Source organism: Acinetobacter sp. GW821-FHT09D10, assembly GCF_059416285.1.
Window position 1 is genome coordinate 1152685 of record NZ_JBWKOW010000001.1, and the last position, 16075, is coordinate 1168759.

Below are 16075 nucleotides of genomic sequence, written 5' to 3' on the forward strand. Positions count from 1 at the left end.
AGTCCTCTGAATTTATTCACGTGATTGGTAAGACTGATCGGGAGATTTCCATCATGATCAGTACCTTCTTCACAGGGGTAATGTGTAATTGAATTTTTTTTATTTATGGTTTTCCTGATTAAGGTCAGCTTGATTCAAAGCAGGCACTTCCTGTTCACTATGCATAGTGGTTAGGGCGCTATCATCAACAGTGACTGAATGACTTTTAATGTCTTTCAACATCTGCTCGGTTTGTTCATCCTGAGCATGGTCGTAGGCATAGAACAAAGCAAAGGACAGGATAAAAATCACGATATAAGCGGCATACCATTTCCAGCGCCGTTTGAGCCGTTTGATATTAATCTTCATCGGCTACACTCCCAGATAGGCTTTTAATACAGCTCTGGCCTGATTGATCTGCTGTGCCTGTTGTTCAATCAGCTGCTGTACTGACTCGGGTAAGGTCTGGTATTTATCTGGGTGGAAATCTGCCATCTTTTTTCGGTAGGCAGCTTGAAGGGTTTGCTCGGTAAGAACTTTGGGCTGAATCTCAAGAAGTTTGCAGGCCTGTCGTTGTTGCTCGGTCAGATCAGAAGCTTTTTTCTGGTTCATTTCCCCTACCATACATTGATAAATGATTTTGACGAGGTCTGGAAAGACAGCCCTAGAGACATTGGTTACACGGCATAAATGAGTCATGAACAGATCAGCTTGATTCTGCTCAACTTGTCCTAATGCCATGGCATAGACCAGTTGCTCAATCATCTCTCTACGGAAGTTATAGGCCAGCTTATCTTTCAGGTCTGCCAGACGATGCAATAAGTCTTCATAATCAAATCGCGTCTGTTCATTCAGTAGCTTTTTGACATACTGATGCACTGCCTTATCATTCAATTTAGTAAAATGATCGGATACAGCTTCTTTCGATCGGATATTCCATTGCCCTACACTAAAGATAATGAAATAGGCAAACAGATCAATCATGATCTGCATCTCAGGATCAATATTTACATTCGTTTGCTTGGTTGCTTGTTTGCCTTGACAACATTCATTTAGGAATGCCACTAAAGCACGAACCACACCTTTATCGAGTTGACTAAAGCTCAGCTCATCATGACCATTGATCAGAACAGAACTGGTCATGATGCCAATATCAGCCTCTACCTTCTGGATGTGTTCAAATAGATAAGCCTGTTCATCTTCAAAACTGGCTTTATAAAATAGGCCCTTTGCGGTTAAACACATCCCAACTTTGGCACTGCCAAATACCGTATCATCAATCAGTATCAAGACATCATTGGGGTTTACACCATGAGGTAAATAACTCATGGCACCTTGTAACTTTTTATTAGGAATGACTGGCGCAAAATAAATGTTATCGCTGCTCCTCAACAAGGGCACCCATTGGCTCTTCTGGAGCAGGTCATTTATACGTGTCGACATGATACTTCCCCCCCCCTAGAAGAACCAACGTATAAAGATAACCGGCCAGACCAGCGCACGACCAAGTAAATAAGCACCAGAGTAATAACCCGGATATTCCCAAATGCAATACAGCCAGTAACCAATGACAATCGTAAAATAGAAGGTAAAAAATGGATGTTTCATGATCAATATTCCTAAATTGAGTTGCATAACCCCTTTCCCGTTGCCCATCAGCAACAGGAAATGAGTGATTCAATGATTTACTTAAGGCTTTAAATATCTGGTGTTAGAGTTTGTCCACGCATTGTTGACCTGACTGATACATCACACGGTCTAGGTCATTTGGGAGATAGCTCATACGCTCAATCTGGCGCATAACCTTGCGACCATAGTGTTCTTCAACCTTCTCATAGACACATGAACAGTAACTACGACTGCCACCCATGTTGTAACAGCCCTGCTTGACGCCCTTTTCAAATTGGGAAGAACAACCATTTAGAATCAGAACACTGACACTCACCACACCCATCAAAATTTTATTTTTCATCGTTATATCCAGTGACATAGTCATGGAGCTTAGGCTTTTTTAGGCAATAAGAAGCCCTGCCACGATGTATCTCACATGACATATTTATTAAGTTAAATTTTTAGACGAAAAAAACTAAAGTTTGAGAAACCAGAAGTTCATCGAACTCGATTAAAACTAATCGGGATGTATAAAAAGAATATGCATAGCCAACTCCTTATATTTGGAGTTCTGCCAAAGCATTAATTTAGAATTATGGTGGCAGAACGAGAAAGGGTTGACAGACTGGGTAAGACTCCAGCACACCATAGGTGTCCCTCTCCCGTCCTACCGCAACGGGAGGGAACGAGAGGTACACATAAAATTACTCCTCAGAAGGAATAATCTGATGCGGTCTTACACAATGGTCTGTCAAAACCATACTGGCAATGTGGCCAGCAAGCAAAGGATAATGTGCAATATTTAAGGTGTCAATGATCTATCGACTAAGTCGTCAAGTGATTATTATTGTTTTTTAATAGATTAAGTTATTAAACTAACCATTAAGCAAATTTAAGGATGTTTCAGTGCTTCGGTTAAAGTGTCTTGGTGGTCCCCTGTATGGACAAGAATATTCTCATGCACAGGATGAGTTTATTTTTAGAGACAAACAGACAGGAAAACAGACGCTTTATCGTAAACAGACTTTAGATTTTGCACCACCACAAGAGTTTTTTGTAGCAGAGTCAATTTCTCATGCATTCGCCCATAATCTTGCTTTGCAGTTAAAAAAGTAGCTTTGTAGTTAAGCCCGCGATTAGGGCTGATCAACAGCCCTATTCCCAGATGAAGCCTAATAAGGTTGACGAGATCCTTTTCCATGGAATCGTTTGAAACCATGCGGCCAGATTCTGACATTCATTGAGTCTGCATCTACATTAAAAAAGTCCTGTTGCAAGAGCCTCTCAAAATCACTTACATCATTAAATGCTGCAAACATTTCAGTAAACGGATGGCTTTGCTCTGTAATCGCTTCATTCAAGTTCACCACCATCCCTCGGTACTTCGTTACAAAGTTCCATAATCGGGCGATTTGCATCAATAGCGCAGAATTCTCCTGATAAATATAGCCATTAAGAGTTAATGAGAATAGCATCCCGTACTCCCCGCTTTCAGCAAGTTGAACAACGCGCTGATACTGGAAGAGATAATCAAAGGGGAAATAGCCATATTGACCCAACAATAGTTCAAACTGACGTATATCTTTGGCCACATTAAAAATAGAGGTTACAGACGTATAACCCGGCAAGTACCCTAGAAAAAGATTAACCTTGTTTAACTCATGATGATGTTTAGTTGCTTGTTGATATGCCTTTTGGTAATGCTCTACTCTCTTGGCATGCTTTACATTTTTATCTTCAATCATTTCCAGAAATGATGGGGCAGAAAATATTGTTCGTAATTTAACTAAAATCAGATCGATTAACTGCTCAGCTTCTTGCTGATTAAGAGTGAGATTTAAACCAACCAGATTTAGCTCTCTTTGACTCGCGTGGAAGCACATTCTGAAATAATTTATCCAGTGTCCACATTCTAGTGTAGGCATCAGGCAAATCTGGGACCAGTCTAAAAAGTAGTCGAATAAATGAGAGCGCCAGAACTGGGCATCATACTCACCACCGCGTTTAAAGCAGATACTCAAATAGAGTTTATGAATATCCTGTTCCAAACGCGGAGCAACCTCATGTTCATATCGAGTTAGAGTAATTGGGTGCATGTTTTGACTTCCTGTATTTAATTTCATAGGAAGTACTGATCAATATTTTTTTATTGTGCTGATCTTTAAACCACTGCAAAAATCATCTTCTGGCCCTTTAACGTTGGGCCAGTTTAAACTCAATCCATTCATTAATTTCAAAGGCGGACCAACCGACTCGTTTTGTGGTGAGGCGTACCTGTTTGGGGAAAGTAGGGTCATAGTATTCTGATTTAGGGTCTAACAAACTGTAGATCGTGGCACGGCTTAAGCCTGTAAATTCGATGACCTGATGAATGTTAATGATTTTATTCATCACAAAGGTAGTTTGAGTGAAAGACGCATTCATGGGGTTTCCTTTTAAATGATGCGTGCGTTTGTGCACATACCATGGGCCAACCCAATAAAAAATAAATAGGGCATACAAAAACAAACCCAAAAAATTAAACAAGCAAATAAAGAAGAGAGCCATTGAGTTCTCTTCTCTACGAATACATCAACACTTCAAAATGGTAATTTGATATCGTCATCTATCTTTCTGGATTGACGGAGCATGTACAAACTCGGTGTAAACTGGCCATGACTAAACGTCTTCATCCCAAACACTTTTACTCGTAACCGTTGTTCATACTTAGTCGGATCAGCGAGATACAAACCGAGTCGAATCGCATTGTTCACTTTCGCTATATCTTTTCGTTTCACCATTCCCAATCCATCTAAACCCTTTTCTTTGTAAGACTTTCTCTCCTTCGCAGTATGCTTGTTGAACCCCTTCCCAAAAACACCCGTAATTTTCTCCCATAAATCACCGACTAAGTCCGCATGCCACCAATCATCTTCTCTTATTGAGCCGTTATAAATCAGGAGTAAATGGATATGGTAGGCTCCCGTTTCACCGCCCTGCTCTAAAGCCCATGCATAGCCAACCAAATCTTTAAAGCAGGTATCCTTATCTGAAATCCGTTTCCGTAAAGTCTTCAAATGACGTTCAACATCTGCAATAGAAAGCTCATCCAGAGACTCTGTATAGTATTTAAGTTCTTCTCGAACCCATAAAGTTTTACGATGCTTTTGGATAATGTTTCTAAGGTATTGTTCTAGTTTGAAACGATTGTCATATTCTTGTCTGTAAAAATTATTCTGATCTCGACACCATGCTGCTTGTGATACATACAAAGCTCTACAAATTTGGATATATTCATCCGTATATGGAATTTCAGTGTGTGGCCAGCCATATTGCTGGTTCAGACGATCTACGACCTCAATGACTCGAATAAATCGATTGACTGGGAACATCAGTTGAAGATTACGGGTGAACATTTGTTTAAATGCAGGAACCAAATCACATCCTTGCCGTGCATATGCCCGAAGTTTTTGTATAGTACTTCGTTTCGTTTGATCACCTTTCTCTAATACCTGACTCACCTCTATGATCAGGCGTTCTATAGCCATGAGGATTTCTGTTTCATTCAACATGCTGGTCTACCTATTCAGTTAAGCTTCATAGGTAAGCCAGCTCAATTATTTTTTATATTTGGCTGTAATAAACACACTATCAAGTAGCCTTGGCACTACTTGATAGGAGAGACAATTGATTCTCTCAAGGTAATGCACCTATCATATGAATCATGAGCTTGGTGGATCTAGAGATGGAAGTGCCTGTAGCAATAGAGATAGTGATTGCCGTAGTGAAGAGATATAAGTCTGTAGTAGTACAAAAACAAAGATATATATTAATAATATCTTTTACCCACTAAACCGGCTAAAAAATCTCATCGTATTTACGAGAAGCCTATCGATAAAAAACCCTTCTATACCGTGAATTTTTATCGATAAGCCTCAAGCGGAAGTTACGCCTGTTTTTTTGTCTTTTTTCTGGTTCTTTTTTTGTAGCCAGTTCGCCCGCGAATCAACATTTGTTTCTGAAGTACGGCTGTATGCATCCAATATAAATTACGATGAACCAAGGCAAATAAATGACTTGATGCATAACGTTGAGAATGATGCGTTTTAAGCTTTTGAAATGGTCCTGCTCCCAAAGACTCAGCGAAATCAATAATTCCGTCCTGAAAGGAAATTTGCTCAACCTTGATTTCATCAATCTTCATAACATCCTTCTTTTTATCCAGACGCAATTCTACCTGATGCATGAGCTCGTCAAACCAGCTTTCTGGTCCCGTTGATTCTATATAATTTTCATCCAGATAAAATGTAATGGTTGCGATGTATTTAATCTTTTGCTCATCGACCTGCTGAAAACTCCAATATCCAATATACCCCATGAGTTCTTGATGAGTTTGGTTAAAATAATCAATGATGTTTTTCAAAAGAGTATCTATTGGTTTTAAAGATTGAGACGTTAAAACGGTAATTGTAAATTGTACATCACGGTGGAGGTTTGGCTTTTTTTCAATTTTTTTAACATAGCTTTCAACCGCTAGAAATGACCTTTTTTTGACTCGCTCCTGTACCTTTATCCAGTCTTGTAATGATTCTATATCAGGCTGCTGGCTAGTCAGCAGCGTACTTAATTTGGTAAAGGCACCATTGGGCATCAAATCCCTATCTACCAACCCTTTTATTTGTTCCAGAAACATTCTAAGAGGTAAAGTCATGAGTTCCCGTATCTTCTGATGCAATTCATTTTTATATAAGTTAAAAGCATAGACATTGAATTGTTGCTTTTGAACCATTAAAAAAGCGGCAATAAAACATAGAACTCGTGGGCCAATAAAATCAGAATACCCAAGTAAAATTTCGATATTTTTTTGTTCCTGTGCGTGGTCCTGAATTAATCTACCCCAAGCATTTTCGTTGATTTCCCGTCCCTCAATCCTCACTGGATCTCTTTTCCAGACAGGCGCTAAAGTCACCGCAATTTCCATTCGCATCATTGCCTGCGCAAAATCTCGGACATTCTGGCTGTATGGCTGGTCAATATATGGAATGTATTCATAACACAATCCAATATCCTTAATATCTTTTTGCAAAGGCTTTAGAACATTTTTTAAATCTAATACTTGTAGTAGAGACGAGTCTTTCTGATGATGTTCCAACTTTCTTGGTTTTCTCGGAGTAACAGCTTTTTTAGGAATTTCTATAGTCTTTTTGACAAAATCATATGGCTCATTTTCAACCCAGAAGACTTGCCCAGAAAATATTTGTAGGAGATAGGGTATGTTGGCAATATAAGCAAGTGATGTTCTCACAAATTGTGCATAACTTGGTCCGCTTCTAGAAATGACTCCGGCTTGTAAGGTCCCGGTACGATACAGCTTAAGATTGAGGAGGTCTACCGAATTATCTAAAGATTCAAGCCCCCCAGTACATATTTCGTCCCAAACAATAGCCAAGTTTTTATGTAATTCATCAATCGATAAACTTTTTAAATTTTCAAAAACGACTACACAAAAGTAAAAAAATTGCCCATCAATACTATATTCAAGTTTATAAAACATTCCTAAATAATGTTCGCAATCTCGTATTTCTTTTCTGAATTTTTCAAAGGACCGATTTAAGAATGGGAAGGAACTTACCCCAGGGTACATGGATACGAATAAATTCACACATAGTACTTTAACACTGTTTTTTGTTCCCAACATTTGGTCAAAAATGGTTCGCAATCTCTCTATACGTTGATCACGTGCTTGCCAATGCTCAAAATGAAAATACTGTAAAATACCCAGACTATGCTGTACAAGATCCTTTTCCCTTCTCTCAAGCACATTCTGATTGACGTCTTCGCTATATACGGAAAAAAAGTCAGAATTTTTAACTATGATCTTGCTGAGCTGAAAAAGTGCCTGCGTAAAATCTGGATTCAATAACACCTGACAATAGCCACTAAGTTGACCAACTAATTGTAGAATAACCTGATCAGTTCCATCCTGATTTCCAGCAAATATACCACCTCCTTTTGACTCAAATATTCCCACTCCGACTTCATATATGTCTTTTAATAAGCTGATCAACTCCTTTTCTTCGTCATATTCTAATTTTCCGTTATAGACTAGTCTTAAGGTTAATTTTTCAAACCTGTCCATAATTCTGAAATAAGCAACCAGAGTAGTAAACTCATCCTGCCCATATCCGGATTCCATTTTAGAAGGTCTAACTTGCGTCCTGTAAAAACTTAACAATGTTCTGAACTCTTGAAGACGTTGCGCCTCCTCTATCTCCGATACTTTCATTGTAAGATTCCCCCTCAAAAGCCCTGTTATATAAGGCCCTCAAAATATACAAATAAAAAATAGCATACTTTTTCAAGACCTATAATTATAAAAATTGCCTTTCAAAACACATTTTCTATATTTTTTAGCTAAAAGTTGGATCGCTTTATGAGTATAATCACGCATCGTAAGTGCTAATTTTAAACAGATTTAAACATGGAAAAATTGACTGTACTTCAGCTAAGCAAACGAACTGGGCTCTCCAGAACACAGATTTATTATTTAGAAAAAAATAATAAAATCAATATAATCAATGGAAAAATAGATTTAAATGATGCCATGCCAGCTATTATTGAGTTACTCGATAAAAAAACAAATAAAGATAATGAAGTTAATTTTAAACAGATTTTAAACTTACTTATTTCACAAAATATCTCTCTCCAAGAGCAGTTAGAGAGAGCTAAAAAGGATGAAAAAAATTTGAATGATGAACTTACCTATTATCGTAATGTTTTAAATGAAAAACTAAGTTCAATCGAGAGAACTGTCTTAAAAGCAGGCTCAATTAGCGAGCAGCCTATAGCAGGTACTCCATCTCATTTAGAGAGCAGTCAGGTAAATGAAATGGCGCTTAAATCAGCAGAAGATAGAAACGAGTCAACTTTAAATATGGCTAAAGAAATTGCCAAACGTTTTATTATCAACCAAACAAATGAGTAAAAATCATATAAGTTACTCAAGATAATTAAGTCCTGTTACAACCTTTCATATCTACCAGTCAAAGCTAAGAGGATGTAAATAATGACTAGTTGACCTATGCTTACCTCTTATTAACATCCATTTTTTCAGTTATTGTTTTTTGTACAACTGGTTTACCAGTTCGAGCACTCATTTAGAAATCACCATCAAGATACTTTTATGATGTTCCAAAAATCCTAATGTACGCAATCTAGAAAGCATGTGTTTTAACAACGAGTGGTCTTCTAATGCAGCAACTATATCAATATACAGATCAAAATGACCTCAATAAAAAAAACATCATGACTATGAACACTAAGAATAAGATCAAAAAATAAGTGTGCAGTACAATTACATATGAATTTATAGTCTATGAAACAACTTAAACTCAATTTCTCTATTACCCAAAGCCATCTGAATTATTCTTATTTTGACTATTCCAATCCAAATAATAGTAGACATCCATCCGACTCATACAACATTTTTAACCATAATATTACGCATATATTTTAAAAAGCCAGATACATCTGTTAGATCTATTTGAGCCCGCCTTTGACTATAAAATTTGTCAATTTTATTAAAATCAACTGGTGGATATAGAGCAATAACCGCAAGAGTTTTGATATTAGCATTAGGATTTTTAAGATTCGAACGGAATAAATATTGGTCATAAGCAAAACCATTCAGAGCCACAATATTTGCTCCTGATGATTCCCCATAAAACACAATATTCTTCGAATCTAAAAAATATTCATTTCTATTGTTCTTTAATATATTCCACGGCTGTAAAGAAATCCTGTACGGCTGCTTGGAATATAGTTTCACGCGATAATCGATAATTAACACTAACACATGCAAAAAAACTATCAAAAATTCCCTAGACAACGCTTGCGCTAGCCATAGTTTTATCCCCAAACATAAAACCACCTGAATGAGCATAAATGACTACAGGAATAGATTCCTTTTTATTTTTAGACAGATATATATCTATTTTTTGAGTAGCTGAGATATTTCTATAAGAGATATCTTTATAGTTAGGTACTAATTAGGCTTGTACTAATGTCGGACCATCTTGTGAAATAGGATTCAACTTATTCTTAGAAGAGTTGGTTTTTGCATTTACAGTCACTACTGTATTTAAAAAAATAACTGAGAATAAACTAAGAAATAAATAACGTAACATAAGTAAGCTTTCTTCTTAAAAGAGACAATAGACAAGTAGTAACCTAATTTTCATTGATTACTACTGATTTTATTATTTGCCTGTAACTTTAATATTTTTGCCAAACACTTGATGGAATCATCACTAATCCATCCATAATCGGTCTAGCAGTACGTATAAAACCACATTTAGTAAATTGATATTGTGAATTGCGCTCTAACAATACTGTAAAGCGACCCGAAGGATGTTCAATATCTAGACGTTGCTGAAGCTCATCCGTTGTTACAGCAATATCGTTAGCAACAGTTCCCTTGATTAAGCATGCTGTTGCAACACTTGTAGCTCCAAAAACACCAATTGCCGAATGACAGGTATGAGGTATAAAACTTCTCGTATTTATTGCTCCGCCTGCACTTGGTTTTGAAATAATTGTCATCTTAGGAATAGTTTTTTGGCTTACATCACCAAGATTCATTTTTGGACCAGCAATTAAACGAATAGCTTCTAATTGCTGTTTTAATACTTCGTTGCCACCAAGCTCCTCTTTGCTTTCGTTTCCTTGAATACCTAGATCCAAAGCGCGGATAAGCACTACAGGCATTCCATTATCAATACAAGTTACAGGAATGTTATTAATAATATCTTGGACTTGACCTGTTGGAAGTAAACTTCCACAGGTGGAACCTTCAATATTCTGGAAATTTAAAATTATTTCTGAAGCTGTATTTGGTACACCATCGATTGAAGTAAAACCGTCATAAGCAATTTCAGCATTGGGGGTCGAAACAGATACTTCTGCTAATTGTTCAGTATTTTGCATGAAAATCCGTATAGAAGTTGTGCCCTCTTGAGCCTTAACTAGTCCTCGCTCTAACGCAAACATGGCAACACCAGACAAAATGTTTCCACAATTTTGTCCGTAATCTACAATTGCTTGATTAACATTAACCTGAGCAAATAAATAGTTCACATCAGCTTGAGAGTTTTCTGAAACACTAACAATCGCAACTTTACTAGTTAATGAGTCACCTCCTCCCAACCCATCAATTTGACGAGGATCAGGTGATCCCATTACAGCCAATAGTACTTGATCGCGTTTTATTGGATCTTGGGGTAAATCAGATTCGAGAAAGTATGCTCCTTTTGAGGTTCCTCCTCTCATGAGCATGCAAGGTATTTTAGTTTGCATATTACCCCTCCAAATCATCCAGACTATCTACGTAAATTAATCCCTTTTCCTCAAGCCGTGGACGCATATTATAAATATCTAATCCAAGTTCACCTTGAGCCATACGAATTCGTTTAGACTCTTCTAAATCCATACGTTTCTGACTAAGTTCTTGAACTTTACTCACTTCATCGTAACGTACAACGACAACACCATCATCATCTGCCACAATGACATCACCAGGGTTTACGAATTGGTCAGCACAAACAACAGGTATATTTACTGAACCCAAAGTTTCTTTTACTGTTCCTTGTGAATACACTGCTCGCGACCAGACATGAAAGCCCATCTCTCTTAATACATGACTGTCTCGAATACCAATGTCTCCAACTAAACCAATCACGCCATGCGCTTTCATTGAAGTAGCTAGTAAATCTCCAAAAAAGCCGTCCGTACACGGCGATGTTGGAGCAACTACAACGACATCTCCGGGCTGACATTGCTCAACTGCTACATGAAACATCCAGTTATCACCTGGCGCAACCGATAATGTCACGGCCGAACCAGCAATCGAAACACCTTGCTGTATAGGACGAATACGTGGTGCTAATAACCCCTTGCGCCCTTGAGCTTCATGTACTGTAGCCACGCCATAAGTAGCTAGTTTTTTAATATCTTCAGGATCTGCTCGCTTAATATTTCGAACAACTACTCCTTTTCTTCCTAAAAGACTCATGAAAGATCCTCCGTCACACGCGGAAAGATGCTCTGATAGCCTTCGGCATAGACAATATTCTTCGAGCTGGTAATTCCAATATTACGTTTCGCTTGAACACCACGCTGTAAAGCTACTCGAGTGTAATATTCCCAAAGATGTTCTTGCCCTTGCATACATTGAATTGCAGCGTATTTTTTGTCCCAAACACTTGTAATATCTAGTAGAACATCTGGTTTCCAATTACATTGTTCAGGTTGATGAGGTTCAAAACAATAAAATGGAGGTGCTCCAATAATTTGTTGACCAGGATTGTGTCCTTCAGCTTGCGCAATAATTCGAGCTTCTTGAGCTAAATGTGTCGCTCGTGGATGATCATAATTATAAGGATCATGTAAAGAATGGCTCAGTACAAAGCTTGGTTGTAATTCTCGATAGATATCGGCTAATCTAAAAATGATGTCATTAGTACTCGGTAAAGGATAATCTCCTAAATTAAGAAATTCGATGCTAGCTCCTAAAGCTTCAGCTGCTGCTCGAGCTTCTTGCTCACGAACTTCTTTTACTTTGTCTTCGGTCATCCCTGTTTGACGCCATAACTTCGCAGATTCACCACGCTCACCGTAAGATAGGCAGACAATATGCATGTCATAACCACGCTCTTGGTGTAAAGCAATTGCCCCACCTGCACGCCATACAAAGTCTGCTGAGTGAGCACTGATTACTAAACCTGCTTTCTTGGAAGTATTGTCATTCATAAGTTTTCTCCTTTGTACACAAATGTTCACATGTACAAAATGGAAAAGATAATGACTTTATCCCGTAGTGATATGAGTTTTATTTATAGTTTGAAAAGGATTTTTATGGGATCGAACACACAATTATCTATTAATTTGATGCAACTAAAATTCTTTTTAGTTGTCGCCGAATTTCAAAATATATCTAAAGCGGCTGAACACTTATTTCGCACCCAATCAGCTATTACTCGTGCAATCAGTGATCTAGAAAAACAACTTCAAATTGAACTATTTGAGCGTCACCACAACGGCGTCATTCTAACCGATATTGGAAGTTCTCTTCTTATTCAAGTCAAAAATGCAATTGAAGAACTTCGTCAGATTCCCCTTATTGTTCAAAAATATAAAAACCTTGATAGTGAACAATCACAGCCCATTAATGAACCATTTTTTTTATACAATACGCGCCGTTTAGAAATCTTCTCTACCCTTTATCTGACTAAAGGAATGAAAAATACTGCGTCCTTACTCAATATTACTCAGCCCGCCGTCAGTTCTGCGATTAAATTATTAGAAGAGTCATTAAATATAGAATTATTTATTCGAACCCCTAATGGTATTAGGGCAACTGAAGTATGCGAACTTCTACAGCAAAATATAAAACGTTGTTTAAACATAATAAATGATCTACCTAATCAAATAGCTAATTTTATTGGTAATATGCAAGGTACAGTTCGTATAGGAGCTTTACCGCTTATTCGAACATTTCTTTTACCTAAAGCAATTGCTGCTCTAGCCAATCAATATCCTAGAATCCGCTTTTTAACATTTGAAAGTGCATATGAAAGCTTGGTTGCACAACTACGTTCAGGTGATATTGATTTTATTGTGGGAGCTATACGCCCCCAAGAACAATCTTCAGATCTATATTCACAGATTTTATTTGATGAAAATATGTTTATGGTTGTACGCAATAAGCATCCGTTACTACGTAAGAAAATCCAGCTCTCCGATTTATTGGATCAACAATGGATTTTACCGCGTACTAATTCCCCTGCCCGTATTTTGTTAGAAAACAACTTTAAAAGCCTAAATTTAATACCTCCCGAACCTACAGTTGAAACAGGTGACTTAGCTCTTAGTCGAGGATTACTTTTAGAATCGAATATGATTGCAGTCGTATCAGAGCAACAAATGAAATATGAATTAGATCAGGGTTTCATAAAAAAATTACCCTTTGATTTGCCACAAACTACGCGTCAAATTGGACTTATTTTTCGTAAAAACAGTATTCAATCTTCTGTAACAAAAGCACTCATCCAAAGCTTAGAAAATATATGTAAAGAAAGGGTCTGAAAGATAAATTACCTTTTACTCATTTAGGTTATCGGGCCTAATCTCTATAAATTTAAATCATAGGGTTTGGCTAAAAATACATATCTGTTTAATATTTAAACCAGTCAAACTGATTCATTCGTATATCAATAATGAATGAGTATGATGAAAACGAACTTAAAAAAACATATCTACTTCTTATCGGGCCTTTTATGTGATGAGACGATATGGAATGCTCAACTACAATCATTGCCTAGCTCTTTTATTCCTCATGTTTTCTCTTTTCCTGACTTTAATTCCATTATAGATATGGCCGAGTATGTGCTTCCTTATATTCAAGAAGGAAGTATTATCGTCGGGCATTCAATGGGAGCACGTGTAGCAATTGAATTGTATCGCCTATCAAGCCATAACATCTCAGCAATTGCCTTACTTGATTTCGGAATACATGAGAAAAAAATTGGTGAAACTGAAAAGCGCTTAAATTTAGTTAATGCAGTAGATAAATATGGTATGGCATATCTAATCGAACATTGGCTAAAAACAATGATTTATGAAAAGAATATTAATAATATTCAACGATTTGAACCAATGCAAAAGATGGTCCTTAAACAATCAGCTAATAGCTTTAAAAATCAGATTTATGCATTTCTAAATCGCCCTCAAGCAGAGAACATTTTTAGTTCAATACAAGTACCTCTATATATTGGTGTTGGCCGTCAAGATCAATGGAGTACGCTAGAGCAACATCAAAAAATATGTGAGCTTAATTCATTAGCACAGTTACATACTTATGAATGCAGTGGGCATATGTCCCCCGTTGAAGCTCCCCATCAAGTCAATATCTCTTTAATAAAATGGTTGAACACACTATGAAGTCAAAATTATGGATGTTTTCAAAATATAAATTTATATCAAATGGATATGTTTTTATTGGAAATAAAGCCCAGTATTTCGAGAAAATATAAGTATAAATAAAAATCATACCTATAATAGTGAAACGAATTATCTTTTCCTAAGTAGAAACATAAAAATGTAATCAAGTATTGATCTATTGCTATCTTAAACTCATCTAAAGTGAATATAGATATACAAAAGATCAAGGATTGTAGTGAAGGGAAATAGATATCATGGCTAGAATTATTGGTGGGATCGGAACCTCCCACGTGCCAACAATTGGTGTGGCTTACGATAAGGGTAAGCAAGAAGATCCATCATGGAAACCAATGTTCGATGGTTATAAACCGATTGCGCAATGGTTAGAAAAGGAAAAACCTGATGCTATGGTTATGTTCTATAACGACCACTGCTCTTCTTTTTTCTTCGATTTCTACCCAACATTTGCTTTAGGCATCAGTGAAGCATTTCCAATTGCGGATGAGGGTGCGGGACTAAGAAATTTACCGCCAGTTCGTGGCAATATTGAGCTACAAGCACATATTGCTGAAAGTCTAGTCAATGATGAATTTGATCTAACTATTTTTCACGACAAACCACTCGACCACGGATGTTTGTCTCCTTTACCCCTACTTTGGCCCCATGAACCAGACTGGCCAGGCGTTATTGTCCCAATTGAAATCAATGTTTTGCAGTTTCCATTACCTACTGCTCGACGCTGTTATCGTTTAGGACAAGCAATAAGACGAGCTATTGAAAGCTATCCTGAAGACCTTAAAGTTGTTGTCGTAGGCACTGGTGGCTTATCACATCAAGTACATGGTGAACGTGTTGGATATAACAATACTGAATGGGATCATGAATTTTTAGATTTGTTGCTAAACGATCCTGAAAAGCTTACCGATTTAAAGCATAAAGATTTTATTGAACGTGGCGGCGCAGAAAGTGTTGAGCAAATTATGTGGCTAGCTATGCGTGGTGCATTGGGAGACTCAATTAAACAAACGCACTTAAATTATTACCTTGCTACAACTACCGCCATGACAGCGGTGTTATATGAAAATGCATAGGCCTGAATAAAGGAGATTAGCAAATGAATCCTCAATTGGAAGGCATTGATAAATTATCAGGCACGTATATTTTTGATGTTCGAGTGTGCAACAAAAGACTGAATATTAATAGATTTTTTTGGAAAATGATCAATGCTGAATGGCGTGATCGTTTTTATCAAAATCCAACACAACTTATGCAGGAAGCCAATCTTACTGAATATGAGCAGAAATTAGTTACAGATCAAGACTGGATTGGAATGATTCAGCATGGTGTGAACTTTTTTGTATTAGAGAAATATGCACGAGTTGTAAAAAAGACCAACCTAGAGGTTTATGCCCTGATGTGCGGCAAAACATACGAAGAGTTTATGCAAACTCGTCAAGTCCCTGGGGCAACATGATTTTATTTTAAAACATGCAGTAAGAGAGAATTTTAA

Annotated in this window: 18 protein-coding genes; 6 read left to right on the plus strand and 12 right to left on the minus strand. The window is 37.2% G+C overall.

The genetic code is table 11. The features are described from left to right. Positions 1–99 precede the first annotated feature (99 nt). The 4 genes from AC07M3_RS05395 to AC07M3_RS05410 form a co-directional block, all read right to left on the minus strand. A complete protein-coding gene (locus AC07M3_RS05395) occupies positions 100–348 on the minus strand; it encodes a hypothetical protein (RefSeq protein ID WP_494566759.1) in 249 nt (82 codons plus the stop codon). Between the two features lie 3 nt (positions 349–351). Further along, on the minus strand, positions 352–1422 hold the full coding sequence (locus tag AC07M3_RS05400) for a J domain-containing protein (protein WP_494566760.1): 1071 nt from the start codon (positions 1420–1422) through the stop codon (positions 352–354). A 15-nt stretch (positions 1423–1437) separates the two neighbouring features. Beyond that, positions 1438–1587 (minus strand): hypothetical protein, encoded by a 150-nt coding sequence (locus tag AC07M3_RS05405; protein ID WP_494566761.1) that lies wholly within the window; start codon positions 1585–1587, stop codon positions 1438–1440. Between the two features lie 103 nt (positions 1588–1690). After that, positions 1691–1951 carry a hypothetical protein gene (locus tag AC07M3_RS05410; RefSeq protein WP_272382387.1) on the minus strand — a complete coding sequence of 87 codons (261 nt, stop codon included), beginning with the start codon at positions 1949–1951 and terminating at the stop codon, positions 1691–1693. A gap of 545 nt (positions 1952–2496) precedes the next feature. Here AC07M3_RS05410 and AC07M3_RS05415 point away from each other — a divergent pair. Further along, positions 2497–2706, plus strand: a complete 210-nt coding sequence (locus tag AC07M3_RS05415; RefSeq protein ID WP_494566762.1) for a hypothetical protein — start codon at positions 2497–2499, stop codon at positions 2704–2706. 56 nt (positions 2707–2762) lie between these two features. Here AC07M3_RS05415 and AC07M3_RS05420 read toward each other — a convergent pair whose 3' ends face one another. The 4 genes from AC07M3_RS05420 to AC07M3_RS05435 form a co-directional block, all read right to left on the minus strand. After that, on the minus strand, positions 2763–3686 hold the full coding sequence (locus AC07M3_RS05420; protein WP_494566763.1) for a hypothetical protein: 924 nt from the start codon (positions 3684–3686) through the stop codon (positions 2763–2765). Between the two features lie 97 nt (positions 3687–3783). After that, a complete protein-coding gene (locus AC07M3_RS05425; protein WP_494566764.1) occupies positions 3784–4014 on the minus strand; it encodes a helix-turn-helix transcriptional regulator in 231 nt (76 codons plus the stop codon). Positions 4015–4169: 155 nt separating this feature from the next. Continuing rightward, positions 4170–5090, minus strand: a complete 921-nt coding sequence (locus AC07M3_RS05430) for a rolling circle replication-associated protein (protein ID WP_494566765.1) — start codon at positions 5088–5090, stop codon at positions 4170–4172. Between the two features lie 425 nt (positions 5091–5515). After that, positions 5516–7855: a hypothetical protein gene (locus AC07M3_RS05435; RefSeq protein WP_494566766.1), complete on the minus strand. Its 2340-nt coding sequence runs from the start codon at positions 7853–7855 to the stop codon at positions 5516–5518. Positions 7856–8050: 195 nt separating this feature from the next. Between AC07M3_RS05435 and AC07M3_RS05440 the strand changes: the two genes are divergently transcribed. Next, positions 8051–8554, plus strand: a complete 504-nt coding sequence (locus AC07M3_RS05440; protein WP_494566767.1) for a hypothetical protein — start codon at positions 8051–8053, stop codon at positions 8552–8554. A gap of 489 nt (positions 8555–9043) precedes the next feature. Here AC07M3_RS05440 and AC07M3_RS05445 read toward each other — a convergent pair whose 3' ends face one another. The 4 genes from AC07M3_RS05445 to AC07M3_RS05460 all read right to left on the minus strand — a co-directional run bounded on the left by AC07M3_RS05445 (position 9044) and on the right by AC07M3_RS05460 (position 12375). Next, positions 9044–9511: a hypothetical protein gene (locus AC07M3_RS05445; RefSeq protein ID WP_494566768.1), complete on the minus strand. Its 468-nt coding sequence runs from the start codon at positions 9509–9511 to the stop codon at positions 9044–9046. Positions 9512–9843: 332 nt separating this feature from the next. Continuing rightward, complete coding sequence (locus AC07M3_RS05450) at positions 9844–10941, minus strand: 4-oxalomesaconate tautomerase (protein WP_494566769.1); 1098 nt, start codon at positions 10939–10941, stop codon at positions 9844–9846. After that, entirely contained in the window at positions 10925–11638 is a 714-nt protein-coding gene (locus AC07M3_RS05455) for a 4-carboxy-4-hydroxy-2-oxoadipate aldolase/oxaloacetate decarboxylase (protein WP_494566770.1), read from the minus strand. The genes AC07M3_RS05450 and AC07M3_RS05455 overlap by 17 nt, the downstream gene beginning before the upstream one ends. Then, positions 11635–12375, minus strand: a complete 741-nt coding sequence (locus AC07M3_RS05460; protein WP_000999451.1) for a PIG-L deacetylase family protein — start codon at positions 12373–12375, stop codon at positions 11635–11637. Before AC07M3_RS05460 ends, AC07M3_RS05455 begins: the two co-directional genes overlap by 4 nt. A 105-nt stretch (positions 12376–12480) precedes the next feature. Here AC07M3_RS05460 and AC07M3_RS05465 point away from each other — a divergent pair, with 105 nt between their 5' ends. From AC07M3_RS05465 to AC07M3_RS05480, 4 genes are all read left to right on the plus strand, one after another. Continuing rightward, positions 12481–13710 carry a LysR family transcriptional regulator gene (locus tag AC07M3_RS05465; protein WP_494566771.1) on the plus strand — a complete coding sequence of 410 codons (1230 nt, stop codon included), beginning with the start codon at positions 12481–12483 and terminating at the stop codon, positions 13708–13710. 141 nt (positions 13711–13851) lie between these two features. Continuing rightward, complete coding sequence (locus tag AC07M3_RS05470; protein ID WP_494566772.1) at positions 13852–14565, plus strand: alpha/beta fold hydrolase; 714 nt, start codon at positions 13852–13854, stop codon at positions 14563–14565. 254 nt (positions 14566–14819) lie between these two features. Further along, positions 14820–15656 carry a gallate dioxygenase gene (locus AC07M3_RS05475; RefSeq protein WP_000101038.1) on the plus strand — a complete coding sequence of 279 codons (837 nt, stop codon included), beginning with the start codon at positions 14820–14822 and terminating at the stop codon, positions 15654–15656. 23 nt (positions 15657–15679) lie between these two features. Further along, a complete protein-coding gene (locus AC07M3_RS05480) occupies positions 15680–16039 on the plus strand; it encodes a protocatechuate 3,4-dioxygenase (RefSeq protein ID WP_272292688.1) in 360 nt (119 codons plus the stop codon). Positions 16040–16075: the final 36 nt, after the last annotated feature.

Excerpts from the sequence above, each read along its gene's own strand:
- AC07M3_RS05450 (WP_494566769.1), bottom strand. The coding sequence starts at position 10,941 with ATGATTTGGAGGGGTAATATGCAAACTAAAATACCTTGCATGCTCATG.
- AC07M3_RS05400 (WP_494566760.1), bottom strand. The coding sequence starts at position 1,422 with ATGTCGACACGTATAAATGACCTGCTCCAGAAGAGCCAATGGGTGCCC.
- AC07M3_RS05405 (WP_494566761.1), bottom strand. The coding sequence starts at position 1,587 with ATGAAACATCCATTTTTTACCTTCTATTTTACGATTGTCATTGGTTAC.
- AC07M3_RS05445 (WP_494566768.1), bottom strand. The coding sequence starts at position 9,511 with ATGCTCATTCAGGTGGTTTTATGTTTGGGGATAAAACTATGGCTAGCG.
- AC07M3_RS05395 (WP_494566759.1), bottom strand. The coding sequence starts at position 348 with ATGAAGATTAATATCAAACGGCTCAAACGGCGCTGGAAATGGTATGCC.
- AC07M3_RS05410 (WP_272382387.1), bottom strand. The coding sequence starts at position 1,951 with ATGAAAAATAAAATTTTGATGGGTGTGGTGAGTGTCAGTGTTCTGATT.
- AC07M3_RS05470 (WP_494566772.1), top strand. The coding sequence starts at position 13,852 with ATGATGAAAACGAACTTAAAAAAACATATCTACTTCTTATCGGGCCTT.
- AC07M3_RS05425 (WP_494566764.1), bottom strand. The coding sequence starts at position 4,014 with ATGAATGCGTCTTTCACTCAAACTACCTTTGTGATGAATAAAATCATT.
- AC07M3_RS05480 (WP_272292688.1), top strand. The coding sequence starts at position 15,680 with ATGAATCCTCAATTGGAAGGCATTGATAAATTATCAGGCACGTATATT.
- AC07M3_RS05455 (WP_494566770.1), bottom strand. The coding sequence starts at position 11,638 with ATGAGTCTTTTAGGAAGAAAAGGAGTAGTTGTTCGAAATATTAAGCGA.
- AC07M3_RS05435 (WP_494566766.1), bottom strand. The coding sequence starts at position 7,855 with ATGAAAGTATCGGAGATAGAGGAGGCGCAACGTCTTCAAGAGTTCAGA.
- AC07M3_RS05465 (WP_494566771.1), top strand. The coding sequence starts at position 12,481 with ATGGGATCGAACACACAATTATCTATTAATTTGATGCAACTAAAATTC.
- AC07M3_RS05440 (WP_494566767.1), top strand. The coding sequence starts at position 8,051 with ATGGAAAAATTGACTGTACTTCAGCTAAGCAAACGAACTGGGCTCTCC.
- AC07M3_RS05460 (WP_000999451.1), bottom strand. The coding sequence starts at position 12,375 with ATGAATGACAATACTTCCAAGAAAGCAGGTTTAGTAATCAGTGCTCAC.
- AC07M3_RS05420 (WP_494566763.1), bottom strand. The coding sequence starts at position 3,686 with ATGCACCCAATTACTCTAACTCGATATGAACATGAGGTTGCTCCGCGT.
- AC07M3_RS05475 (WP_000101038.1), top strand. The coding sequence starts at position 14,820 with ATGGCTAGAATTATTGGTGGGATCGGAACCTCCCACGTGCCAACAATT.